Below are 23,527 nucleotides of genomic sequence, written 5' to 3'. Positions count from 1 at the left end.
CTATAGCTCCATTTTTAATAGCATGCGAATCCTTGGCATAGACCCCGGCCTGCAAACCACCGGCTTTGGCGTGATCGACGTGCAAGGGCACGCCCTGAGCTACGTGGCCAGCGGCACCATCCGCACCACGCAGCTGGCGCTGGGCGATTTGCCCGGGCGCCTGAAGGTGCTGTTTGACGGCATCAGCGAGGTGGCTGCGCGCTACCAGCCCGATGTGGCCACGGTGGAGATCGTCTTCGTCAACGTCAACCCGCAGTCCACGCTGCTGCTGGGGCAGGCGCGCGGCGCGGCCATTACGGCGCTGGTGGCCAGCGGCCTGCCGGTGGCCGAATACACCGCGCTGCAAATGAAAAAAGCCGTGGTCGGCCATGGCCGCGCCGCCAAAAGCCAGGTGCAGGAGATGGTGCGCCGCCTGCTGCAACTGCCCGGCCTGCCCGGCACCGATGCCGCCGACGCCCTGGGCATGGCCATCACCCACGCGCACGCGGGCGCGGCCATGGCGCGGCTGGGCGAATCGGCCACCTTGCAGCGGCGCCAGCACGCCATGTTCAAGGGCGGGCGCAGCTACTGAGGGCGGGCGCGGCCCTGTGCGCTCTGGGGCCTTGACAAAAAAGCGTCACGGGGGGGCGCCATAGTGGGCACATCAGCGCCCTTGCCCTTGTCGGGCACCACCCAGCTCCCCCTCGCCCCATGCCCGCCTTACACACCGCCACCCCCTCGCCGCGCAACACTTTGGGCCGACGCCTGCTGTTTGCGTTTTTTGTGGTGCTTTTGCTGGGCCTGACCGGCTCGGCCACCGGCATCTGGTCGCTGGGCCGCATCCACACGGCCACCACACACATGGTGCAGCACAGCATTGCCGCAGAAAGGCTGATCGCCGATGCCTACCGTGCCCAGGCCATCAACGCCGAGCGCTACAAGGCCGTGGCCCTGAGTTCCGAGCCCGAGGTGGCCGACATTCTGGGCGCCGACATCGCCAGCACCGAGAAAGCCTACGGCCAGCTCATGGCCCAGGTGGCCGCCTTGCTGAAAAGCCCACAGGAGCAGCAGTTGCTGCTGCAAGTGCAGAACGCCGAAAAAGACTTCACCGCAGCGCGCGCCGAGCTGATGGCGGCCAGCATGTCCAACTTCACCGAGCGCATCCGCAAGGTGTATGCCGAGCGCTTTTTGCCCGCCTCCGGGGCCTTGCTGTCGAGTTTGGGCACGCTGAGCCAATCGCAGCGCAGCGACATCGACGCCAGCGACCGCGCCATCGCCCAGTGGAGCGACCGGGCGCGCCTGGTGCTGCTGGCCTTTACCACGCTGGCTCTGGTGCTGGGCAGCTTGCTGGCGCTGTGGCTGCGCCGCAGCATCACGCAGCCGATTGCCGCCGCCAGCGCCACCGCCAACCGGGTGGCCCAGCTTGATCTGCGCCACGACATTGCCGGCCACGGGCGCGATGAGGCCGGGCGCATGCTGCACTCGCTGGCGGTGATGCAAGATGCCCTGCGGCAGCTGGTGATGCAGGTGCGTGCCTCGGCGCAAAACGTGCGCGCGGCCTCGTCCGAGATCGCCAACGGCAACGTCCACCTGTCCACGCGCACCGAGGAGACGGCCTCCAGCCTGCAAGAGACTGCCGCATCGCTGGAGCAGCTGACCCTGCGGGTCACGCAGTCGGCGGCTGCCGCCAGCCGCGCCGAAACGCTGGCCGCCACCGCCGCCACGGTGGCGGGCCAGGGCGGCGCCGTGATGGCGCGGGTGGAAGCCACCATGCAGGGCATCCACCAGTCCTCGACCAAGATCGTGGACATCATTGGAGTGATCGACAGCATTGCCTTCCAGACCAACATCCTGGCGCTGAATGCCGCCGTAGAGGCCGCGCGCGCCGGTGAGCAAGGCCGGGGCTTTGCCGTGGTGGCCAGCGAGGTGCGCTCGCTGGCCACGCGCTCGGCGCAGGCGGCGCAAGAAATCAAGGGCCTGATTGGCACCTCGGTCGAGCAGGTGCAGGCGGGCTCCAGCCTGGTGAGCGATGCGGGCCACACCATGGCCCGCATCATGGCGGCCATCCGGGAAGCGGCCCAGACCATGACCGAAATCACCAGCGCCACGCAGGCGCAGAACGAAGACATTGGCCAGATCAGCAGCGCTGTCTCCCGGCTCGACCAGATGACGCAGCAGAACTCGGCGCTGGTGGAGGAGTCGGCGGCGGCCTCCGAGAGCCTCAAGCACCAGGCCCAGGAGCTGGCACAGCTCATCAGCCAGTTTGTGCTGCCCAGCCCTGCGGCGCCGGAGCCAGCCCATGCCGCAGCCCGCGCACCCACGCAGGCGCAGCACCCGACGCACCTGGCCCCGCCAGCCCCGGCCATCCATGTCACGCAGCAGCGGCTGGCCTTGCTGGAAGTGCGCTGACCCCGCAGCACGGGGCACAGCAAAAATAAAGCCAAAAACGGCTTCAAGGCCCGCGCACAGGGCGCTAGCAGCTACATATTCAATAGCTAGATAAATCCCCCCAAGACCGGCAGCGCCTGCGACCCAGGCGCCCGGCAGCGCCCCCAACCGGCGCCCCATGCACGACAATCGCCGCGCACGGGCCGCATCGAGCCCGGTTCGGAGACTTTGGCGTGCCCCCTTCCCTGTCTGTTGCTGCACCGCAGCGCCGCCTTGGTGCGGTGTCCGTTCCCCCGGCGTGGATCATCGTGCTGTCGGGCATCGTCATTGCCATGCACGTGGGCAAGATGCCGCCCGCCATTCCGGTGTTGCAACAGGCGCTGGGCGTGGGGCTGGTGCAGGCGGGCTTTTTGCTGTCGGCGGTGCAACTGGCCGGTATGGGCGTGGGGGCGCTGGCAGGCATGGCCGCCGACCGCCTGGGCCTGCGCCGCAGCCTGCTGACCGGGCAAATCATTTTGGCGCTGGCCAGTCTGGCGGGCATGGCCGTGACCAGCCCCACGGGCCTGCTGGTGCTGCGGGCGCTGGAGGGACTGGGCTTTTTGCTGGCCGCCCTGCCCGCACCCAGCCTGATCCGCCAGCTGGTACGGCCCTCGCAGCTGCCGCTGTACCTGGGCTGGTGGAGCGCCTACATGGGCACGGGCATTGCCCTGGCGCTGCTGGGCGGCCCGCTGGCCATGCAATGGCTGGGCTGGCAAGGCTGGTGGGGGCTGCTGGGGCTGCTGTCTGCGGTGATGGTGCTGTGGGTGCTGCGGCGCATCCCTGCCGATGCCGTGCGCGCAGCGGGCATGCCGGGCACGCCAGGCGCACCGGGCGACAGCGGCGCGCCCTGGTGGGCACCGCTGCGCCTGACGCTGGGCCACAGCGGCCCCTGGCAGGTGGCGCTGCTGTTTGCCATGTATTCCAGCCAGTGGCTGGCGGTGATTGGCTTTTTGCCTGCGGTGTATGCCCAGGCAGGGCTGGGGGCGGCGCAGGCCGGGGCGCTGACCGCCCTGGCTTCGTGGATCAACGTGACGGGCAACATCGCCTCGGGCCGCCTGCTGCAAAAGGGCTGGTGCGCACGCCACCTGCTCTACACCGGCTTTGCCAGTATGGGGCTGGGCGCGGTGCTGGTGTTTGGCACCTGGACGGAGGGGCTGCCGGTCCTGCGCTACCTGGCGGTGCTGGTGTTCTCGGCGGTGGGCGGGCTGATTCCGGGCGTGTTGTTCTCGCTGGCGGTGCGCGTGGCGCCCAGCGAGCGCACGGTGTCCACCACCGTGGGCTGGATGCAGCAGTGCTCGTCGGCAGGCCAGTTTCTGGGGCCACCGCTGATCGCCTGGGTGGCAGGCAGCGTGGGCGGCTGGCACTGGACTTGGGCGCTGACCGGCACCGCCGCCTGCATCGGCCTGCTGGCGGCGCGGCGGGTGCGCTTTCAAACCGCCTGAGCGCCACGGTCGGCACGTAAAAATCCCCCGGCACCTGCCCAGAGGCGCCGGGGGATTTTTTAAGCCAAATCGATCTCCAGCCCTTACAGGGTGGGCGCAATCAGCTCTTATTTCAATAGCAAATCAAGCCATGCCTGCGGCGTCACACCGGCTTGATCGGCACGTACAGGCTGCCGCCGCCCTTCTGGAACTCCTCGGCCTTGGTTTCCATGCCGGCGGCCAGCGCCTGCGCCTCGGCCAAGCCCTTCTGCGCGGCAAAGTCGCGCACTTCCTGCGTGATCTTCATGGAGCAGAACTTGGGGCCGCACATGGAGCAGAAATGCGCCACCTTGGCACTGTCCTTGGGCAGGGTTTCGTCGTGGTATTCCTTGGCGGTTTCGGGGTCCAGGCCCAGGTTGAACTGGTCTTGCCAGCGGAAGTCGAAGCGCGCCTGGCTGAGCGCATCGTCACGCGAGCGGGCGCCCGGGTGGCCCTTGGCCACATCGGCGGCGTGGGCGGCAATCTTGTAGGCAATGATGCCCTGCTTGACATCGTCGCGGTCGGGCAGGCCCAGGTGCTCTTTGGGCGTGACGTAGCACAGCATGGCCGTGCCCATCCAACCGATCATGGCCGCGCCAATGGCGCTGGCGATGTGGTCGTAGCCCGGGGCGATGTCGATGGTCAGCGGGCCCAGGGTGTAGAACGGCGCCTCGTGGCAGGTCTTGAGCTGCTCGGTCATGTTGGCCTGGATCATGTGCATGGGCACATGGCCGGGGCCTTCGATCATGGTCTGCACGTCGTGCTTCCAGGCGATTTGCGTCAGCTCGCCCAGGGTGTGCAGTTCGGCAAACTGGGCTTCGTCGTTGGCGTCGCTGGCGCAGCCGGGCCGCAGGCCATCGCCCAGGCTGAACGACACGTCGTACGCCTTCATGATGTCGCAGATGTCTTCGAAATGCTCGTACAGGAAGCTCTCGCGGTGGTGCGCCATGCACCACTTGGCCATGATGGAGCCGCCGCGCGAGACGATGCCGGTGCGGCGGTTGGCCGTCAAGTGGATGTAGGCCAGGCGCACACCGGCGTGGATGGTGAAGTAGTCCACGCCCTGCTCGGCCTGCTCGATCAGCGTGTCGCGGAAGATGGCCCAAGTCAGGTCTTCGGCCACGCCGCCCACTTTTTCCAGCGCCTGGTAGATCGGCACCGTGCCGATGGGCACGGGCGAGTTGCGCACGATCCAGTCGCGCGTGGTGTGGATGGCCTTGCCGGTGGACAAGTCCATCACGTTGTCGGCGCCCCAGCGGATGGCCCACACGAGTTTTTCGACTTCTTCTTCAATGCTCGACGTCACGGCAGAGTTGCCGATGTTGGCGTTGATCTTGACCAGGAAGTTGCGGCCAATGGCCATCGGCTCGACTTCAGGGTGGTTGATGTTGGCGGGAATGATGGCGCGGCCCCGGGCCACTTCGTCGCGCACGAATTCGGGGGTGATGATTTTGGGAATCATCGCGCCCATCGGGTTGCCCATCAGGCGCTGCTCGCGGGCCTGGTCTTGCTGGTACTGGGCCATCCATTCGCGCTTGCCGTTTTCGCGGATGGCCACGTATTCCATCTCGGGGGTGATGATGCCTTTCTTCGCGTAGTGCATCTGCGTGACGTTGGCACCGCTCTTGGCGCGCAGGGGCTGGCGTTGCAGGGCCGCGGCCTCCTGGCGCAGGGCGGCCAGGCGGGCAGCGTCATCGCTTTTCTGGCCGTCGTCCAGGGCCACGGGCGGGCGGCCCTGGTAGCGCTCCACATCGCCCCGGCCTTCAATCCAGCCGCCGCGCACGCTGGCCAGACCTTGGCGCACGTCAATCACGGCGCTGGGGTCGGTGTAGGGGCCGGAGGTGTCGTACACGCTCACGGTTTCGCCATTGGTCAGCGCGATGTCGCGCACGGGCACGCGCAGTTCAGGGTGCAATTGGCCGGGGATATAGGCTTTGCGCGAGGCGGGAAAGGGCTCGCGCGTCAGGGCCAGCAGATCGGCAAACTTTTCGCGGGCAAGGGAGTCGGGGGCATTCATGGCAGGTCTCCGGTAAGGGTGCGGTGGGGTGCGCGCTCCGGAGTGACCTGTGCCCTGCCCACCCCGGCACGGTGGTGTGCTGCGGGGCGTACCACCACGTCCAGGAGGGCGCAGTGGTACAGGGGAGATCGGCTCTTCTTCCGCCGGTATGAACCGGATCAAGTTCGTCGGGTTCGCAGGCCAGTCTGACTTGCATCAGACCGCCCGCATCTCAGTGCATCAGCACACCCCGGAGCAGGCGCGAGTATAGGCCGCTGGCGCCGTTCAGGTGTAACGGCGCTGCTAGAGCACGCGCTCGGCAATCAGCACAGCAAAGAAAACAAAGGCGGCAATCATCGTCCACTTGAGCACCACAAAACCCAGTCGCTTGTAACGCGCCCGCCCGGTGCCGGCATAGAACGCAAAACACACTGCCGCCGTGAGCAGCAGCAACATGACAATCCAGCGAAACAACAGCATGGTGTGTGGGGCGTGCGCTACCAGGCACGTGCAGGCTGCGCAAAGCCTGTGGGGGCCAGGCGCTCGTTGTCGAACGTCACCAGCTCCCAGGCATCGGGCTGTGCCAGCAGCTCACGCAGCAGCAGGTTATTGAGGGCGTGGCCCGAGCGAAACGCGCTGTAGGCGGCCAGCAGCGGCTTGCCCACCAGGTACAGGTCGCCCATGGCATCGAGGATTTTGTGCTTGGCGAACTCGTCGTCGTAGCGCAGGCCGTCGGCGTTGAGCACTTTGTAGTCGTCCATGACGATGGCGTTGTCCAGCCCGCCGCCCAGGGCCAGGCCGTTGGCGCGCATCATTTCCACGTCTTTGGTGAAGCCAAAAGTGCGGGCGCGGGCAATATCGCGGCTGTAGCTGCCGCTGCCCAGATCGAACTCCACGCACTGGCCGGTGGAATCGACCGCCGGGTGGGCAAAATCGATCTCAAAGCGCAGCTTGAAGCCGTGGTAGGGCTCCAGCCGTGCCCACTTGGCGCCAGCGCCCTCGCCCTGGCTGACCTGCACCGGGCGTTTGAGCCGGATGAATCGCCGGGGCGCCTTCTGCAAGGCGATACCCGCGCTTTGCAGCAAAAACACGAACGAAGCCGATGAGCCATCCAGGATGGGCACCTCTTCGGCGGTGATATCCACATACAGGTTGTCTATGCCCAGCCCGGCGCAGGCCGACATCAAATGCTCCACGGTGTGGACTTTGGCATCGCCCACGGAGATGGTGGAGGCCATGCGGGTGTCGGTCACCGCAGTGGCCGAGATGGGGATGTCCACCGGCTCGGGCAAATCAATGCGGCGAAACACAATGCCGGTGTCGGGCTGTGCGGGGCGCAGCGTGAGCTCCACGCGCTGGCCGCTGTGCAGGCCCACGCCCACTGCGCGGGTGAGCGTTTTGAGGGTACGTTGCTGAAGCATGCGGCAATTTTAGTTTTGCAGACCGCACCCTGGGATGTGTGGGGTCGGGGGATTTTCTATGGCCGCCATAGACAAAAAGCGGTGCGCACAATGCAAAGCCCCGTGCATTGCGGCCAGCAGCCAGCAAAACGCACGGGGCCCAGAAACGGCGAATCAGTCGGCTTGCTTGCGCAGGAAGGCGGGGATTTCCAGATCGTCCATGCCGCCCGACGACAGCGCATCCACCTTGGCGGCCGCGCGGTTGCGGTTGCTGGTCCAGACGCTGGGCACGGCCATGCTGCCGTAATCGGCACCGGCACCACCACCGGCGGCGAGACCGGCGGCCACACCCATGCTGCCCGCACCCGGGCCCGCCACGGGCACTTGGTAGGCCACGTTGTCGGTGCCAGTGCGCAAGCCGCCCTGCACCACCTGCATGGACTGGCGGCGCGCGTTCTGGCGCGACAGACCTGTGGCCACCACCGTGACGCGGATGTCTTCACCCAAACTGTCGTCGTAGGCAGCGCCATAAATGACGTGGGCATCGGGCGAGGCGTAGGCATTGATGGTGCTCATGGCCAAACGCGACTCGGCCAGCTTGAGGCTGCCCTTGGCCGCCGTGACCAGCACCAGCACGCCCTTGGCGCCCGACAGATCGATCCCTTCCAGCAACGGGCAAGCCACGGCATGCTCCGCAGCGATGCGGGCGCGATCCGGGCCACTGGCCGTGGCCGTACCCATCATGGCCTTGCCGGGCTCACCCATCACCGTGCGCACGTCTTCAAAGTCGACATTCACATGGCCGTATTCGTTGATGATTTCGGCAATACCGCCCACTGCGTTGCGCAACACATCGTTGGCATGCGCGAAAGCTTCGTCTTGGGAAATATCGTCACCCAGCACGTCGAGCAATTTTTCGTTGAGCACGACGATCAGCGAATCGACATTGGCCTCCAGCTCGGCCAGACCTGCGTCGGCATTCTGCATGCGGCGACCGCCTTCCCATTCGAAGGGCTTGGTCACCACGCCCACCGTGAGAATGCCCATTTCCTTGGCCACGCGGGCAATCACGGGGGCAGCGCCGGTGCCGGTGCCGCCGCCCATGCCAGCGGTAATGAACAGCATGTGCGCGCCCTGAATGGCCGCGCGGATATCTTCCACGGCAGCCTCTGCGGCTTCGCGGCCTTTGTCGGGCTTGCTGCCAGCGCCCAGACCACTCAGACCCAGCTGGATCACGCGGTGTGCCGAGCTGCGCGTCAGTGCCTGCGCATCGGTGTTCGCACTGACGAACTCCACGCCTTGTACGCTGCGGGCAATCATGTGCTCCACTGCGTTGCTGCCGCCGCCACCCACACCAATCACCTTGATCTGTGTGCCCTGGTTGAATTCCTCAACGTCGATGATTTCAATTGGCATGTTGGTGCTCCTGTCGCTGAATAGTATGCTTTGGCAAAAGAAAAGAGGGAAAGAAACTGTAATTTTTTGCCGCGCAGTGTACGTCCACGCAGGCTGTCAGCCTCTATGCGAGGCGGCTCATGTGTGCAAATTTGCAACGCAAACGCTGCAATAGTCAGAAATTCCCCACAATGAAATCCTTGAAGCGGCCAAAAGCGGTCTGCACGGAGCCACTTTTCTGCGACACCTTGAAGCCGCGCAGGCGTGCCATACGCGCTTCTTCGAGCAAGCCCATGACCGTAGCGGCACGCGGCTGGGCCACCATGTCGGCCAGCGCGCTGGAGTATTTGGGAATGCCACGGCGCACGGGCTTCAGGAAAATGTCCTCGCCCAGTTCCACCATGCCGGGCATGACCGAGCTGCCGCCGGTCAGCACGATGCCCGAAGACAGCACCTCCTCGTAGCCCGACTCGCGAATCACCTGCTGCACCAGCGAGAAGATTTCTTCCACGCGCGGCTCGATCACCCCGGCCAGCACCTGGCGGCTGAGCATGCGCGGGCCGCGGTCGCCCAGGCCAGGCACTTCGACCTGCGCGTCCGGGTCGGCCAGCAGTTGCTTGGCGTAGCCGCTCTCGACCTTGATGTCCTCGGCGTCCTTGGTGGGGGTGCGCAACGCCATGGCGATGTCACTGGTGATGAGGTCTCCCGCAGCCGGGATGACCGCCGTGTGGCGAATGGCGCCCCCCGTGAAGATGGCCACATCGGTGGTGCCCGCGCCGATATCGACCACGGCCACGCCCAGCTCGCGCTCGTCATCCGTCAGCACGGCCTGGCTGCTGGCCAGCGGGTTCAGCAACAGCTGCTCCACCTCCAGGCCGCAGCGGCGCACGCACTTGATGATGTTCTCGGCGGCACTTTGGGCGCCCGTGACGATGTGGATCTTGGCCTCCAGGCGGATGCCGCTCATGCCGATGGGCTCTTTCACATCCTGGCCGTCGATGACGAACTCTTGCGGCTCCACCAGCAACAGGCGCTGGTCGCTGGAGATGTTGATGGCCTTGGCCGTCTCGACCACGCGGGCCACGTCAGCGGGTGTGACCTCTTTGTCTTTCACGGCCACCATGCCGCTGGAGTTCATGCCCCGGATGTGGCTGCCGGTGATGCCCGTGTACACGCGCTGGATCTTGCAATCGGCCATCAGCTCGGCCTCTTTGAGCGCCTGCTGGATGCTTTGCACCGTGGCGTCGATGTTCACCACCACGCCGCGCTTCAAGCCGTGGCTGGGCGCCACGCCCAGGCCAGCGAGCTTGAGCTGGCCATTGGGCAGCACCTCGGCCACCACCGCCATGATCTTGGCGGTGCCGATGTCCAGACCTACCACCACATCTTTGTATTCTCTTGCCATATCCGTGTCTGCCTTTTATTGTCTGTGCCGCTCAGCGGCGCACTGCCGCAGCGCCCGGCGCCACCGTCGTCACGCCACGCAGGCGCACCGCATAACCACCCGCGTGGCGCAAATCGGCCGATTCCAGCGCGTCGGGTTTGCGCCCATACTGCGCGGCCACCTGCGTAAGCGTACCTACGAAACCCTTGGCGCGCCGCTCCACGTCGGAGACGGCCCCCCCGCCCAGTTCCACCACGGCACCGCCACCGAGCGTAGCGCGCCAACCACCCCGCCCCGACAACTCCAGCGCCTTCACGGGCATACCGAGCGTGCCAAAGGCCGATTGCAGCAGCCCGTACATCTGTAGCACCTGGGCCGACTGCCCTTGTGGCCCTTGCAAACGGGGCAGATCATCGTCCTCGGCGTCGTCGGCGCTGGCCTCGAACACCTCGCCATAGCTGTTGACCATGGCCAATCCGGTGTCGGGGCCCCAGTGCGCCACGGCGTTGTGTTCTTGCAACACCACATGCAGCGTGCGGGGGTATTGGCGGCGCACCTGGGCGCTGCGCACCCAGGGTGCCTGCTCAAAAGCCTCGCGCGCGGTGCGCAGGTCGATGGTGAAAAAGTTGCCCACCAGCTGCGGCGCCACGTTGGCGCGCAACGTCACGGCGTTGTTGTGTACCAGGTCGCCCTCGACCACGATGCGCCCAATGGCAAACGCCGGGTGGCGCAGCGCCCACCAGACGCTGGCTGCCAGCACCAGCACGACACAGGCCATGAACAAGACCGAAGCGGTCTGGTTCATGAGCCGCACGTCCAGTGGCGCGGGCAGCGTGTCCGTCATGCGGCGCATCCGGGGGCGGCGCCCGTGCAGGCACCGGGCGGGGTATCCAGGGTGGCGCTGGCCAGCAGGCGCAGGCACAGGTCTTCATAGCTAATGCCCAGCGCGCGCGCCGACATCGGCACCAGCGAGTGCCCGGTCATGCCCGGCGAGGTGTTGATCTCCAGCAAGAACGGCTGGCGGTCAGAGGCGCGGATCATGATGTCGGCACGCGCCCAGCCCCGGCAGCCCAGCGTGCGAAAGGCCTGCACCACCAGCGCCTGGATGGCACGCTCCTCGGCCTCGGGCAGGCCGCTGGGGCAGTGGTACTGGGTGTCGTCGGTGAAGTATTTGTGCTCGTAGTCGTAGTTGCCCTGGGGGGCGACGATGCGGATCACCGGCAGGGCATGGGCGCTGGCGCCTTCGCCCAGGATGGGGCAGGTGGTCTCATCGCCTTCGATGAACTGCTCGCACAGCACCTCGGGGTCGTAGCGCGAGGCCAGTTCGTAGGCCTGGGCGCACTGCGCGGCGTCCGTCACCTTGGTCAGGCCGATGGTCGAGCCCTCGCGCGCAGGCTTGACGATCATGGGCGCGCCCAGGGCGGCCAAGGCAGCCACCGTGTCGTCGGCACTGGAGACCAGGCGCCAGTCGGGCGTGGGCAGCCCTTCAAAGCGCCAGATGCGCTTGGTCATGATTTTGTCCATGGCGATGCTGGACGCCATCACGCCCGGGCCGGTGTAGGGAATGCCCAGCAATTCGAGCGCGCCCTGCACCGTGCCGTCTTCGCCGTGGCGGCCATGCAGCGCGATAAAGCAGCGGGCAAAGCCCTGGCGGCGCAGCTCGCCCAAGTCCTGCTGGGCGGGGTCGAAAGCGTGGGCATCGACGCCGCGCGAGCGCAGCGCCTGCAACACGCCCGCGCCCGACATCAGCGAGACCTCGCGCTCGGCAGAACTGCCGCCCATCAACACGGCCACTTTACCCAGGGCCTGCACATCTATTTTTGAATCAAATTGGCTCATAACGCCCGTCCATCCTGCGCAACCAGCTCACTATTTTGTAGCAAATCAACCACCTTGCCTGCCACCGCCCCGATGGTGCCCGCGCCCATGCACAGCACCACATCGCCGTCCTGCACCAGGTCGGCCACCGCCTGCGGCAGCGCGGCCACCTCATCGACAAACACCGGCTCGACCCGGCCCGCCACGCGCAGGCTGCGCGCCAGGGCGCGACCATCGGCAGCGACGATGGGCGCCTCACCGGCGGCATAGACCTCGGTGAGCAGCACGGCGTCGGCACCGCCAATGACCTTGACGAAATCTTCGAAGCAGTCGCGTGTGCGGGTGTAGCGGTGCGGCTGGAAGGCCAGCACCAGGCGCCGCCCCGGAAATGCGCCGCGCGCTGCCGCCAGCGTAGCGGCCATCTCCACGGGGTGGTGGCCGTAATCGTCAATCAGGGTGAACTGGCCACCGTCTTTGGCAGGCAATTCGCCGTAGCGCTGAAAACGCCGCCCCACGCCTTTGAAGTGGGCCAGGGCGCGCAGCACGGCCTCGTCGGGGATGTTCAGCTCGACGGCAATGGCGATGGCGGCCAGGGCGTTGAGCACGTTGTGCTCGCCCGCCAGATTGAGCACCACCTCCAGGTCGGGCAAGGTGACGCCGTTGCGCCGCTGCACCGTGAAGTGCATCTGGCCAGCCTGCGCGCGCACGTCAATGGCGCGCACCTGGGCGTCTTCGGCAAAGCCGTAGCTGGTGATGGGGCAGGTGACCTCGGGCACGATGTCGCGCACGGCCGGGCTGTCCAGGCACAGCACCGCCGTGCCATAGAACGGCATGCGGTGCAGAAAATCGACAAAGGCTTTCTTCAGGCGACCAAAGTCATGGCCGTAGGTTTCCATGTGGTCGGCGTCGATGTTGGTGACCACGGCCATCACGGGCAGCAGGTTCAGGAACGACGCATCCGATTCATCGGCCTCGACCACGATGTACTCGCCCTGGCCCAGCTTGGCATTGGCCCCGGCGCTGTTGAGCTTGCCGCCAATGACGAAGGTGGGGTCCAGCCCGGCCTCGGCCAGCACACTGGTGACCAGGCTGGTGGTGGTGGTCTTGCCGTGCGCGCCCGCAATGGCAATGCCCTGCTTCATGCGCATCAGCTCGGCCAGCATCAGGGCGCGCGGCACCACGGGGATTTTTTGCGCGCGCGCAGCCAGCACTTCGGGGTTGTCGGGCTGCACGGCGGTGGACGTGACCACGGCATTGGCCCCGGCGATGTGCGCCGCTGCGTGGCCCAGGTGGGTGGCAATGCCCAGTGCCTGCAAGCGGCGCAGCGTGGCGCTGTCGGCCAGATCAGAGCCCGAAATGGTGTAGCCCAGGTTGTGCAGCACCTCGGCGATGCCGCTCATGCCCGCACCGCCGATGCCGACGAAATGGATGTGGTGGATGGCGTGTTTCATGCGCTCAGTTCTTCGCAGGCAGCAACCACCGCATCGGTGGCGTGTATTTTTTGCATGTTTTTGGCCTTCAGCGCCCGCTGCAAAAGCGCAGGCCGCTCCATATTTTGTAGCATTTTTGCCAACCCTTCGGAGGTGAGATCACGCTGTTGCACCAGCCAGCCGCCCCCGGCCTGCACCAGAAACTGGGCGTTGGCGGTTTGGTGGTCGTCCACCGCCGCCGGGAACGGCACAAAGACGGCGGCAGCACCCACGGCGGCCAGTTCGGTCACGGTGCTGGCGCCAGCGCGGCACACCACCACGTCGGCCTGGGCAAAGGCGCTGGCCGTGTCGTCAATGAAGGGCGTGAGTTCGGCCTGCACACCGGCGGCGTGGTAATGGGCACGCAGCGCCTCGATTTGCGCCGCGCCGCTTTGGTGCGTGACCAGCGGGCGCTGGTCGGCAGGAACCAAGGCCAGCGCCTGGGGCACGATTTCGTTCAGCGCACGCGCGCCCAGGCTGCCGCCTACCACCAGCAGGCGCAAGGGGCCTGTGCGCCCGGCAAAACGCTGCTCTGGGGCGGCTTGCTGCAAGAAGGCCGCGCGCAAGGGGTTGCCCACCCACTGGCCTTGGGGCAGCGCGCCCGGAAACGCCGTAAACACCCGGCTGGCGATGCGCGCCAGCAGCTTGTTGGCCATGCCAGCGACCGAGTTTTGCTCGTGCAGCACCAGGGGCACGCCCGCCAGCCGGGCCATGGCGCCGCCCGGAAAGCTGATGTAGCCGCCCAGGCCCACCACCACGTCGGGCCGCACCCGGCGCACCACCTGGCGCGCCTGCCAGAAAGCGCGCGCCAAACGCCAGGGCAGCAAGGCCAGGGTTTTCAGGCCCTTGCCACGCACGCCGGAGAAATCAATGGTTTCCAGCGCAAAGCCCTGCGCAGGCACGATGCGCGACTCCATGCTGCCCGGCGCACCCAGCCAGTGCACGCGCCAGCCGCGTTCGCGCAGCGCCTGGGCCACGGCCAGCCCCGGGAAGATATGCCCGCCGGTGCCGCCCGCCATGATGAGCGCGGTTTTTTGCTTCATGCGTGGCCTCCTCTCATCAGGCGCTGCGCGCCTGGCATTGCTGGCGCAATGCGGCATTTGTTTTGCTGAAACAAGCTGCTCATGCGTGGCCTCCACGCATGAGCAGCTTGTTTTCATAATCCACGCGCAGCACCACCGCAATCGCCACCAGGTTCATCAAAATGGCCGAGCCGCCAAAGCTCATCAGCGGCAGCGTCAGCCCCTTGGTGGGCAAGGCCCCCAGGTTCACGCCCATGTTGATAAAGGCCTGGAACCCCATCCACATGGCCACGCCCTGCGCCACCAGACCGGCAAAAACGCGGTCCAGCGCAATCGCCTGGCGGCCAATGTGCATGATGCGCCGCACCATCCAGAAGAACAGCACGATCAGCGCGATCACGCCCACCAGACCGAACTCCTCACCGATCACGGCCAACAGAAAGTCGGTGTGCGCCTCGGGCAGCCAGTGCAGCTTTTCGACGCTGCCGCCCAGGCCCACGCCAAAAATCTCGCCCCGGCCAATGGCAATCAGCGAGTGCGAGAGCTGGTAGCCCTTGCCCAGCGCGTGCTTTTCGCTCCAGGGGTCGAGGTAGGCAAAAATGCGCTCGCGCCGCCAGTCAGAGAACCACACCATGGCGGCAAAGGCCAGCACCAGGATGAAGGCAATCAAAAAGAACATGCGTGCGTTGACGCCGCCCAGAAACAAAATGCCCATGGCGATCACGGCAATCACCATGAAAGCGCCCATGTCAGGCTCGGCCAGCAGCAGCGCCCCGACCACGGCCACGGCGGCGCCCATGGGCAGCACGGCGCGGAAAAAGCGCTCTTTGACCTCCATCTTGCGCACCATGTAGTCAGCGGCATAGATCAGCACGGCAAACTTGGCCAGCTCGGAGGGCTGGAAATTCATGACGCCCAGGCTGAGCCAGCGCCGCGCGCCATTGACCACCGTGCCCACGTGCGGCACCAGCACCAAGATCAGCAAAAACAGCGACAGCAAAAACAGCCCCCGGGCATGGCGCTCCCACAGCGCCATGGGCACCTGGAACGCCAGCAGCGCCGCCACAAACGCCATCACCAGGGCAAAGATGTGGCGCACCAGAAAATGCGTGGGCGCAATCTTGCCAAAGCGCGGGTTGTCGGGCAGGGCGATGGAGGCGGAATAGACCATCACCGTGCCCCAGGCCAGCAGCGCCACCACGACCCAGACCAGGGCCTGGTCAAAACCCAGCACGCTGGCGGGGGTGGAGGCGGTGCGGCGGTATTCCATGCCGCCAGCGCGCACCGGCAGGCCGTCGCCGCCAGCACTGGACAGGCCCGCCCACCAATCGCCCAGGCGCTGCGCCACACCAGCGCGCCCGCTCACGACTGCCCCTCCAGCGCCTGACCGGCGTCGTCGGCCAGGGCCTGCACAGCGGCGCAAAACACCTGCGCCCGGTGCTCGTAGCCGGTGAACATGTCAAAACTGGCGCAGGCGGGCGACATCAGCACAGCGTCGCCCGCGTGGGCGCGCGCGGTGGCCAGCTGCACGGCGTCGGGCAGGCTGGGCGCGTCCAGCAGGGGCACACCGGTGCCTTGCAGCGCGGCGCGGATCAGCGGCGCATCGCGGCCCATGAGCACGACGGCGCGCACATGGCGGGCCACGGGCGCGGCCAGCGGGGCAAAGTCCTGGCCCTTGCCATCGCCGCCCAGGATCAGCACCAGGCGGCGTTCGACGCCCAGGCCGGTGAGCGCGGCCACGGTGGCGCCCACGTTGGTGCCTTTGCTGTCGTCAAAGTATTCGATGTCGTTGACGCGGCCCACGGGCTCGACGCGGTGGGGTTCGCCCCGGTATTCGCGCAAACCGTAAAGCATGGGCGCCAGCGGGCAGCCCGCCGCCTGGGCCAGCGCCAGCGCGGCCAGGGCGTTGATGGCGTTGTGGCGGCCCCGGATGCGCAGCGCATCGGCGGGCATCAGGCGCTGGATGTGCAGTTCTTCCTCGGCTTCAGCGCCGCGCACGCGCTTGCGGGTTTCATCGGCTTCGAGGGCGCGCACCAGCCAGGCCATGCCGCCGACGGTGTCGATACCGAAGTCGCCGGGGCGCCGGGGCATGTCACCGCCAAAGGTGATGTGCGCTCGCTGCTGCGGTTTTTGCAGCTTGACGCGGGCGGGTGGCGGCAGCATGGCCATCACCTCGGGGTCTTCGCGGTTGAGCACCATCAGCCCTTGCGTGCCAAAAATGCGCGCTTTGGCCGCCGCGTAGGCGGCCATGCTGCCGTGCCAGTCGAGGTGGTCTTGCGTGACGTTGAGCACCGTGGCCGCCGTGGGCTCAAAGCCCGCGATGCCGTCGAGCTGGAAGCTGGACAGCTCCAGCACCCACACCTCGGGCAGATCGCCGGCATCGAGCCGTTGGGCCAGGGTATCAAGCAGCGTCGGGCCGATGTTGCCCGCCACGGCCACGGTTTTGCCCGCGCGCTCGACGAGCTGGCCCGTGAGCGACGTGACGGTGGTTTTGCCATTGGTGCCGGTGATGGCCAGCACCTTGGGCGCATAGGCGGGCGCCGGGGCAGCCTCTGCGCTGGCGTCCGCGCTGTGCGCCGCGCCCAGCGCCTGCAAGGCGCCAAAAAACAAGCTTAATTCGCCTCCAACGCTGATGTGGTGGGCGCTAGCAGCTATCAATACAGGAGCAATTGCCTCGGGACTCAATCCCGGCGAGCGGTACACCGCGTGCAGCGGCTGGCCCTGGACCAGGCTGGCATCGAAGGCACCGGGCACAAAGCGCACCTGCGGCAGCTCTTGCTGCAATACGGCCAGCTGCGGCGGTTGGGCACGCGTATCGGCCACCGTGACCTGCGCGCCGCAGCGCACGCACCAGCGCGCCATGGCCAGGCCCGAAGCGCCCAGCCCCAGAATCAGGACAGATTGGTCTTGCAAGGAGTTCATCGCAGCTTCAGGGTCGACAGGCCCACCAGGCACAGCAGCATGGTGATGATCCAGAAACGCACCACCACCTGCGTCTCTTTCCAGCCGCTCTTTTCAAAGTGGTGGTGCAGCGGTGCCATTTTCAGCAGACGGCGGCCTTCGCCGTAGCGGCGCTTGGTGTATTTGAACCAGGCCACCTGCGCCATCACCGACAGCGCTTCGACCACAAAAATGCCGCCCATGATGGCCAGCACGATCTCCTGGCGCACGATCACGGCGATGGTGCCCAGCGCGCCGCCCAGCGCCAGCGCGCCCACGTCGCCCATGAACACCTGCGCGGGGTAGGTGTTGAACCACAAAAACGCCAGCCCGGCACCGGCCATGGCCGAGCAGAAAATCAGCAGCTCGCCCGCGCCCGGAATGTGCGGCAAAAACAGGTATTTGGCATACACCACGTTGCCCGTGACATAGGCAAACACCCCCAGCGCCGAGCCCACCATGACCACCGGCATGATGGCCAGGCCATCAAGCCCATCGGTCAGGTTGACGGCGTTGCTGGCACCCACAATCACCAGGTAGGTCATGATGACAAAGCCCAGCACGCCCAGCGGGTAGCTCACTTCCTTGAAGAACGGCAGCAGCAGGCCCGCCTGGGTGGGCAGGTTCACATCAAAGCCCGAGCGCACCCACGACACAAACAGCTCCAGCACCTTGTAGTTGTTGCTCTCGGAGATGCTGAACACCAGGTACAGCGCCGCCAGCAGCCCGATGAGGGACTGCCACATGTATTTCTCGCGCGAGCGCATGCCGTTGGGGTCTTTGTTGACCACCTTGCGCCAGTCATCGGCCCAGCCGATGGCGCCAAAGCCCAGCGTGACCACCAGCACAATCCAGACAAAGCGGTTGGACAGGTCAAACCACAGCAGCGTGGAAATCGACAGCGCAGCCAGGATGAGCACGCCGCCCATGGTGGGCGTGCCGCTTTTGACGTGGTGCGTTTCCATGCCATCGGTGCGGATGGGCTGGCCGATTTTCAGCTCGGTCAGGCGCCGGATGACTCGCGGCCCCGCCACCAGGCCGATGAGCAGCGCCGTCAATGCGGCCATCACGGCGCGGAACGTCAAATACTGGAAGACGCGGAAAAAACCGAACTCGGGCGACAGGCTTTGCAGCCACTGGGCCAGCCAGATCAGCATGGCGCACGCAAGGCGCCGGTGGCGGCCTCCTGCACGGGGGTGTTACCGGGGGTGGGCGTGGCAGGCACGATGGCCTCCAGCACTTGCTCCATCTTCATGAACCGCGATCCTTTTACCAGCACGCTGCCCACCGTGGGCAGCGCCTCGCGCACTGCCGCTTGCAGCTGCGCCATGTTGTCAAAATGCCGCGCGCCCGCAAAAGCGGCGGCGGCGTGGGCACACTGCGCGCCCAGCGCAAACAGGTGCTCAATGCCGCAGGCCTGGGCGTGCTGCCCGGCTTCGGCATGGAACTGCGGCCCCTGCGCGCCGACCTCGCCCATGTCGCCCAGCACCAGCAGGCGCGGGCCGGGCAGAGCGGCCAGCACGTCGATGGCGGCGCGCACCGAGTCGGGGTTGGCGTTGTAGCTGTCGTCCACCACGGTGATCTGGCGGGTGCCCTGCGCCACAGCCAGCGCCCGCGAGCGCCCTTTGACCGGCACAAAGGCGCTCAGGCCCTGGGCGATGGCGTCCAGGGGCACCCCGGCGGCCAGCGCGCAGGCCGTGGCCGCCAGCGCGTTGCGCACGTTGTGCTGGCCGGCAATGTGCAGCGCACAGGCCAGATCGCCCTGGGGCGTGTGCATGCGCACCTGCCAGGCATCGCCCTGCCAGTGCGCCTGGGTGGCCTGCACATCGGCACCGGCGCTGCCAAAGCTCAAGCAGCGGCGCGCACCGGCCAGGCGGCGCCACAGCGGGGTGTAGGCATCGTCGTGCGGGAACACGGCCACGCCATCGGCAGGCAAAGCCGCCAGCACGGCGCCGTTTTCTTCGGCCACGGCCTGCACGGTGTGCATGAATTCGAGGTGCTCACGCTGGGCGTTGTTCACCAACGCCACGGTGGGCCGGGCCATGTCGGCCAGCTGGGCGATTTCGCCGGGGTGGTTCATGCCCAGCTCGACCACGGCGATGCGGTGCGCGCTGCGCAGGCCCAGCAGCGTGTGTGGCACGCCGATGGCGTTGTTCAGGTTGCCCTGCGTGGCCCACGCGGCCTCGCCCGCGTGGGCGCGCAGGATGGACGCGATCATCTGCGTCACCGTGGTTTTGCCGTTGCTGCCAGTCACGCCGATCAGCGGCAGGCTGAACTGGCTGCGCCAACCAGCGGCCAAGGCGCCCAGCGCGGCCAGGGTGTCGGGCACGGTGACGCCGGGCAAGCCCGCATCCAGCAGACCACGGTGGGCGATGGCGGCCACGGCGCCCGCCTCGCGCGCCTGCGACAAAAAGGCATTGGCATCAAAGCGCTCGCCTTTCAGGGCGACAAACAAATCGCCGGGCGCCAGCGTGCGGGTGTCGGTGTGAACGCGCACCATCGGCAGCGCACCGGCATCGGCACCCACCAGTTGCGCCTGCGGAATGCGTGCGCTGATCCAGCCAAAGGCCTGGGCCAGGGTCATCATGGTCATGTGCGGGCCTCCCGGCGTTGCAGCGCGGCCTGGGCCTGCGCCATGTCGGAGAACGGGCGGCGCACACCGGCCATTTCCTGGTAATCCTCGTGGCCTTTGCCAGCAATCAGCACCACATCGGCGCTGTCGGCCTGGGCCAGTGCCTGGCCGATGGCGGCGGCGCGGTCGGGTTCCACCCACACGGTATCGCCTGCGATGGTGCCTTGCAGAATCTGGTGAATGATGTGCTCGGGTGCCTCGCTGCGGGGGTTGTCGCTGGTCACGACCACGCAGTCGGCGCGGTGCTGCGCAGCGGCGCCCATTTGCGGGCGCTTGCCCGCGTCGCGGTCGCCGCCGCAGCCAAATACGCACCACAGCCGACCACCGCGCGCCTGTGCCATCGGGCGCAAGGCGCGCAGGGCTTGGTCCAGGGCGTCGGGGGTGTGGGCGTAATCCACGGCCACCAGCGGCTGGCCCGGCGTGGCAATGCGCTGCATGCGACCGGGCACGGGCTCCAGCGCAGCGCAGGCGGCCACGGCGCTGGCCAGCGGGATGCCCAGGGCGCGCATGGCTGCCAGCACGCCCAGCAAATTCGAGACGTTGTAGTCGCCAATCACCGCCGTTTGGAGCCGGTGTTGTTCAGCGCCTTCGACCACCGTGAAGCACAGGCCCGCGTCGGCAAACACCACATCCTGCGCGCGCAGACGGGCGCTTTGGTGCATGGAGATGCTCCACAAGTCCAGCGGCGGCGTGGGCTGTGCCTGTTGCGCCAGGGCCAGCGCGCTGTGCAGCTGCGCGCCGTGCGGGTCGTCGATGTTCAGCACCGCCGCCTGCAAGCCGGGCCAGGAAAACAGCGCAGCCTTGGCCTGCCAGTAAGCCTCCATGCTGCCGTGGTAGTCGAGGTGGTCTTGCGTGAAGTTGGTCAACACGGCCACGCGGATGCGCGTGCCCGTGAGGCGGTGCTCGGCCAGGCCAATCGAGGACGCCTCAATGGCGCAGGTGCGCACGCCCGCATCGGCGAACTGCCGGAACGCCCGTTGCAGCCGCACCGGGTCGGGCGTGGTCATGCCAGTGGTTTCCAGGTGGGGGACAATTCCCATGCCCAAAGTACCCACCAGGGCGCATGGAGCGTGCGCTTGCAGCTCCCTTTTTAATAGCACACCAGCACCACCCGCATCGGCCTGTACCGACAAGGCCCCGGCCAGCCACCAGGCGCTGCTGGTCTTGCCGTTGGTGCCGGTAAAGGCCACCACATCCAGCACCTGGGTGGGGCTGCCAAACCACTGCGCGGCGATGTCGGCGGTGGCGGATTTCAGGCCAGGCAGCGCGGCCAGGTGTTCTCCGGCCAGGCCAAAGGGCTCGACCCCCTCGCGCTCCACCAGGCAGGCCACGGCGCCGCGCGCCAGGGCATCTGGCACATGGGCGCGGCCATCGGTGGCGGCGCCGGGCCAGGCGATGAAGCCATCGCCCGGTTGTATCTGGCGGCTGTCGGTGTGCAGCGTGCCGGTGACGCGCGCGCGCAGCCACTGCACGGCTTCGGCACTGTGGGCCAGCGTGTGTATCACAGCGATTCCTCCACGGGATTGGCCACGATTTGCGGCTTGACATCGATATCGGGCTGCACGCCCATCATGCGCAGCGTTTGCTGCACCACCTCGCTGAACACGGGCGCGGCCACCAAACCGCCGTACACACCGCCCACGGTGGGCTCATCGACCATCACGGCCACGATGATGCGCGGCTTGTCGATGGGTGCCATGCCGGTGAACCAGGCGCGGTATTTGCCCGCCGCGTAGCTTTTGCCCACCTGCTTGCGCGCCGTGCCCGACTTGCCGCCCACCGAGTAGCCCTGCGTTTGCGCGCGCTGGCCGGTGCCGCCGGGGCCTGCGGCCATCTCCAACATCTTGCGCACCTGATCGGCGGTGCGCTGCGAAAACACCGGCACGCCCACCGCAGGCTGCGTGCTTTTGAGCATGGTGGCCGGGATGATGCTGCCGTCGTGCGCAAACACGGTGTACGAGCGCGCCATCTGGAACAGGCTGGCCGAGAGGCCGTAGCCATACGACATGGTGGCCTGCTCCACCGGGCGCCAGGTTTTGTAGGGGCGCAGGCGCCCGCTGACCGCACCGGGAAAGGCGATCTGCGGCTTTTGCCCAAAGCCCGCCGCCGAGAAGGTTTCCCACATCTCACGCGAAGACATCTGCATGGCCAGCTTGGTGGTGCCCACGTTGCTGGACTTCTGGATCACGCCCGCCACAGTCAACAAGCCGTAGTTGTGTGTGTCCGAGATGGTGTAGCCGCCCATGGACAGGCGCCCGGGCGAGGTATCCATGGGCGTTTCGGGCTTCACACGGCCGCTCTCCAGGGCAATGCCAATGGTGAACGGCTTCATGGTCGAGCCGGGCTCGAAGGTGTCGGTGATGGCGCGGTTACGCAGTTGCTCGCCAGTCAGGTTTTTGCGCTTGTCGGGCACGTAGCTGGGGTAATTGGCCAGCGCCAGCACCTCGCCGGTGATGGCGTCCAGCACCACCACGCTGCCCGCCTTGGCTTGGCTCTTGGCCACCTGGTCGCGCAGCTTCTGGTAGGCAAAAAACTGCACCTTGCTGTCGATGGACAGCTGCATGTCGCGGCCATCCAGAGGCGGCACATCCTCGCCCACGCCCTCGACCACGCGGCCCAGCCGGTCTTTGATGACGCGGCGCGAGCCGGCCTTGCCTGCCAGCAGGTCGTTGAACGCCAGCTCCATGCCCTCCTGGCCCCGGTCTTCGACGTTGGTGAAGCCGACCACGTGGGCAGCTGCCTCGCCCTCGGGGTACTGGCGCTTGTATTCTTTGCGCTGGTAGATGCCCTTGATACCCAGCGCAGCAATTTTCTGGCCCACGTCCCAGTCGAGCTGGCGCTTGACCCAGACGAAGGTCTTGTCCTCATCGGCCAGCTTGGCGGTCAATTCGGGCAACGGCATGTCCATGAGCCGTGCCAGCTCGCGCAGCTTGGCGCGCACCTCGGGGTCTTCCTGCTCTACGTCTTCCGGAATGGCCCAGATGCTGGCCGCGGGCACGCTGGAGGCCAGAATCAGCCCGTTGCGGTCCAAAATCTTGCCCCGGTTGGCGGGCAGCTCCAACGTGCGGGCAAAGCGCACCTCGCCCTGGCGCTGAAAGAAGGCGTTGTCCAGCACCTGCACATAGGCGGCGCGCGCGCCCAGCCCGACAAAACCCAGCGCAATCAGCGCCACGATGAACTTGCTGCGCCACACGGGCGTTTTGCTCGCCAGCAGCGGGCTGGACGTGTAGAGCACGCTGCGGCTCATGGCTGCTTCCTGGCGGGGGCATCGCCCTGCGTCGTGGGCAGGGCCACGATGGGTGCGGGGTCTTGCACGTATTGCGTGATGGGTGGGGTGGCGGTGCGCATGTGCAGCTGGTCACGGGCCATGGCTTCCACGCGCGAGGGCGTGGCCTGGGCACGTTTTTCCACTTGCAGGCGCTCGTGCTCGGTTTCCAGGCGCCGCGCCTCGGCATCGGCGCGGTGCAGCGCGGTATAGAGCACGCGCGACTCATACTGCGTGCGCACCACGAACATCGCGCTGACCAGCACCAGCAGCAGCAAGAAAATGTTCACCCGGGTCATGCGCGCGCCTTGCTCCCGGTGCAGACCATGCAGCGCAACGC

Annotated in this window: 19 protein-coding genes and 1 riboswitch; of the genes, 3 read left to right on the top strand and 16 right to left on the bottom strand. The window is 66.8% G+C overall.

The genetic code is table 11. The features are described from left to right. The first annotated feature begins 22 nt into the window (after positions 1 to 22). The 3 genes from ruvC to EV674_RS08200 all read left to right on the top strand — a co-directional run bounded on the left by ruvC (position 23) and on the right by EV674_RS08200 (position 3,848). The gene (gene ruvC / locus EV674_RS08210) at positions 23 to 571 is read left to right on the top strand and encodes a crossover junction endodeoxyribonuclease RuvC (RefSeq protein WP_119013064.1); all 549 of its coding nucleotides are present in this window, start codon (positions 23 to 25) and stop codon (positions 569 to 571) included. Positions 572 to 690: 119 nt separating this feature from the next. Further along, positions 691 to 2,388 (top strand): methyl-accepting chemotaxis protein, encoded by a 1,698-nt coding sequence (locus tag EV674_RS08205; protein ID WP_119013063.1) that lies wholly within the window; start codon positions 691 to 693, stop codon positions 2,386 to 2,388. Between the two features lie 212 nt (positions 2,389 to 2,600). Further along, positions 2,601 to 3,848 carry an MFS transporter gene (locus EV674_RS08200; RefSeq protein WP_241524922.1) on the top strand — a complete coding sequence of 416 codons (1,248 nt, stop codon included), beginning with the start codon at positions 2,601 to 2,603 and terminating at the stop codon, positions 3,846 to 3,848. Positions 3,849 to 3,990: 142 nt separating this feature from the next. Here the strand turns inward: EV674_RS08200 and thiC are convergent, their stop codons facing one another. The 16 genes from thiC to ftsL all read right to left on the bottom strand — a co-directional run bounded on the left by thiC (position 3,991) and on the right by ftsL (position 23,486). Then, positions 3,991 to 5,883, bottom strand: a complete 1,893-nt coding sequence (thiC, locus tag EV674_RS08195) for a phosphomethylpyrimidine synthase ThiC (protein WP_119013062.1) — start codon at positions 5,881 to 5,883, stop codon at positions 3,991 to 3,993. Between the two features lie 118 nt (positions 5,884 to 6,001). Next, a riboswitch (TPP riboswitch) is annotated at positions 6,002 to 6,125 on the bottom strand. Positions 6,126 to 6,165: 40 nt separating this feature from the next. Further along, complete coding sequence (locus EV674_RS17365; protein ID WP_165887079.1) at positions 6,166 to 6,342, bottom strand: hypothetical protein; 177 nt, start codon at positions 6,340 to 6,342, stop codon at positions 6,166 to 6,168. Positions 6,343 to 6,359: 17 nt separating this feature from the next. Then, the gene (lpxC, locus tag EV674_RS08190; RefSeq protein ID WP_119013061.1) at positions 6,360 to 7,283 is read right to left on the bottom strand and encodes a UDP-3-O-acyl-N-acetylglucosamine deacetylase; all 924 of its coding nucleotides are present in this window, start codon (positions 7,281 to 7,283) and stop codon (positions 6,360 to 6,362) included. Between the two features lie 153 nt (positions 7,284 to 7,436). After that, complete coding sequence (gene ftsZ / locus EV674_RS08185) at positions 7,437 to 8,678, bottom strand: cell division protein FtsZ (RefSeq protein WP_119013060.1); 1,242 nt, start codon at positions 8,676 to 8,678, stop codon at positions 7,437 to 7,439. Between the two features lie 154 nt (positions 8,679 to 8,832). Further along, positions 8,833 to 10,062, bottom strand: coding sequence for a cell division protein FtsA (gene ftsA / locus EV674_RS08180; protein WP_119013059.1), 1,230 nt, complete (start codon positions 10,060 to 10,062; stop codon positions 8,833 to 8,835). 31 nt (positions 10,063 to 10,093) lie between these two features. Continuing rightward, positions 10,094 to 10,885 (bottom strand): cell division protein FtsQ/DivIB, encoded by a 792-nt coding sequence (locus EV674_RS08175; RefSeq protein WP_119013098.1) that lies wholly within the window; start codon positions 10,883 to 10,885, stop codon positions 10,094 to 10,096. Further along, positions 10,882 to 11,880 carry a D-alanine--D-alanine ligase gene (locus EV674_RS08170; RefSeq protein ID WP_119013058.1) on the bottom strand — a complete coding sequence of 333 codons (999 nt, stop codon included), beginning with the start codon at positions 11,878 to 11,880 and terminating at the stop codon, positions 10,882 to 10,884. Before EV674_RS08170 ends, EV674_RS08175 begins: the two co-directional genes overlap by 4 nt. Then, positions 11,877 to 13,310 (bottom strand): UDP-N-acetylmuramate--L-alanine ligase, encoded by a 1,434-nt coding sequence (gene murC, locus EV674_RS08165; RefSeq protein WP_119013057.1) that lies wholly within the window; start codon positions 13,308 to 13,310, stop codon positions 11,877 to 11,879. Before murC ends, EV674_RS08170 begins: the two co-directional genes overlap by 4 nt. Beyond that, positions 13,307 to 14,371 carry an undecaprenyldiphospho-muramoylpentapeptide beta-N-acetylglucosaminyltransferase gene (gene murG, locus EV674_RS08160; RefSeq protein WP_119013056.1) on the bottom strand — a complete coding sequence of 355 codons (1,065 nt, stop codon included), beginning with the start codon at positions 14,369 to 14,371 and terminating at the stop codon, positions 13,307 to 13,309. The genes murC and murG overlap by 4 nt, the downstream gene beginning before the upstream one ends. A 79-nt stretch (positions 14,372 to 14,450) precedes the next feature. Beyond that, complete coding sequence (ftsW, locus tag EV674_RS08155; protein WP_241524923.1) at positions 14,451 to 15,698, bottom strand: putative lipid II flippase FtsW; 1,248 nt, start codon at positions 15,696 to 15,698, stop codon at positions 14,451 to 14,453. A gap of 14 nt (positions 15,699 to 15,712) precedes the next feature. Next, positions 15,713 to 17,272 (bottom strand): UDP-N-acetylmuramoyl-L-alanine--D-glutamate ligase, encoded by a 1,560-nt coding sequence (murD, locus tag EV674_RS08150; RefSeq protein ID WP_119013055.1) that lies wholly within the window; start codon positions 17,270 to 17,272, stop codon positions 15,713 to 15,715. Next, on the bottom strand, positions 17,269 to 18,447 hold the full coding sequence (mraY, locus tag EV674_RS08145) for a phospho-N-acetylmuramoyl-pentapeptide-transferase (protein WP_119013054.1): 1,179 nt from the start codon (positions 18,445 to 18,447) through the stop codon (positions 17,269 to 17,271). The genes murD and mraY overlap by 4 nt, the downstream gene beginning before the upstream one ends. Next, entirely contained in the window at positions 18,441 to 19,883 is a 1,443-nt protein-coding gene (locus tag EV674_RS08140; RefSeq protein ID WP_241524921.1) for a UDP-N-acetylmuramoyl-tripeptide--D-alanyl-D-alanine ligase, read from the bottom strand. Before EV674_RS08140 ends, mraY begins: the two co-directional genes overlap by 7 nt. Continuing rightward, positions 19,880 to 21,433 (bottom strand): UDP-N-acetylmuramoyl-L-alanyl-D-glutamate--2,6-diaminopimelate ligase, encoded by a 1,554-nt coding sequence (locus EV674_RS08135; protein WP_119013053.1) that lies wholly within the window; start codon positions 21,431 to 21,433, stop codon positions 19,880 to 19,882. Before EV674_RS08135 ends, EV674_RS08140 begins: the two co-directional genes overlap by 4 nt. Then, positions 21,424 to 23,169, bottom strand: a complete 1,746-nt coding sequence (locus EV674_RS08130; RefSeq protein WP_119013052.1) for a peptidoglycan D,D-transpeptidase FtsI family protein — start codon at positions 23,167 to 23,169, stop codon at positions 21,424 to 21,426. The genes EV674_RS08135 and EV674_RS08130 overlap by 10 nt, the downstream gene beginning before the upstream one ends. Then, a complete protein-coding gene (gene ftsL / locus EV674_RS08125) occupies positions 23,166 to 23,486 on the bottom strand; it encodes a cell division protein FtsL (protein ID WP_119013051.1) in 321 nt (106 codons plus the stop codon). The genes EV674_RS08130 and ftsL overlap by 4 nt, the downstream gene beginning before the upstream one ends. Between the last annotated feature and the right edge of the window lie 41 nt (positions 23,487 to 23,527).

It is taken from the genome of Simplicispira metamorpha, from assembly GCF_004341365.1.
GTDB classification, from domain to species: domain Bacteria; phylum Pseudomonadota; class Gammaproteobacteria; order Burkholderiales; family Burkholderiaceae_C; genus Simplicispira; species Simplicispira metamorpha.
Note: the sequence above shows the minus strand (reverse complement) of the source record. Positions and strands in the feature narration are given on the sequence as shown.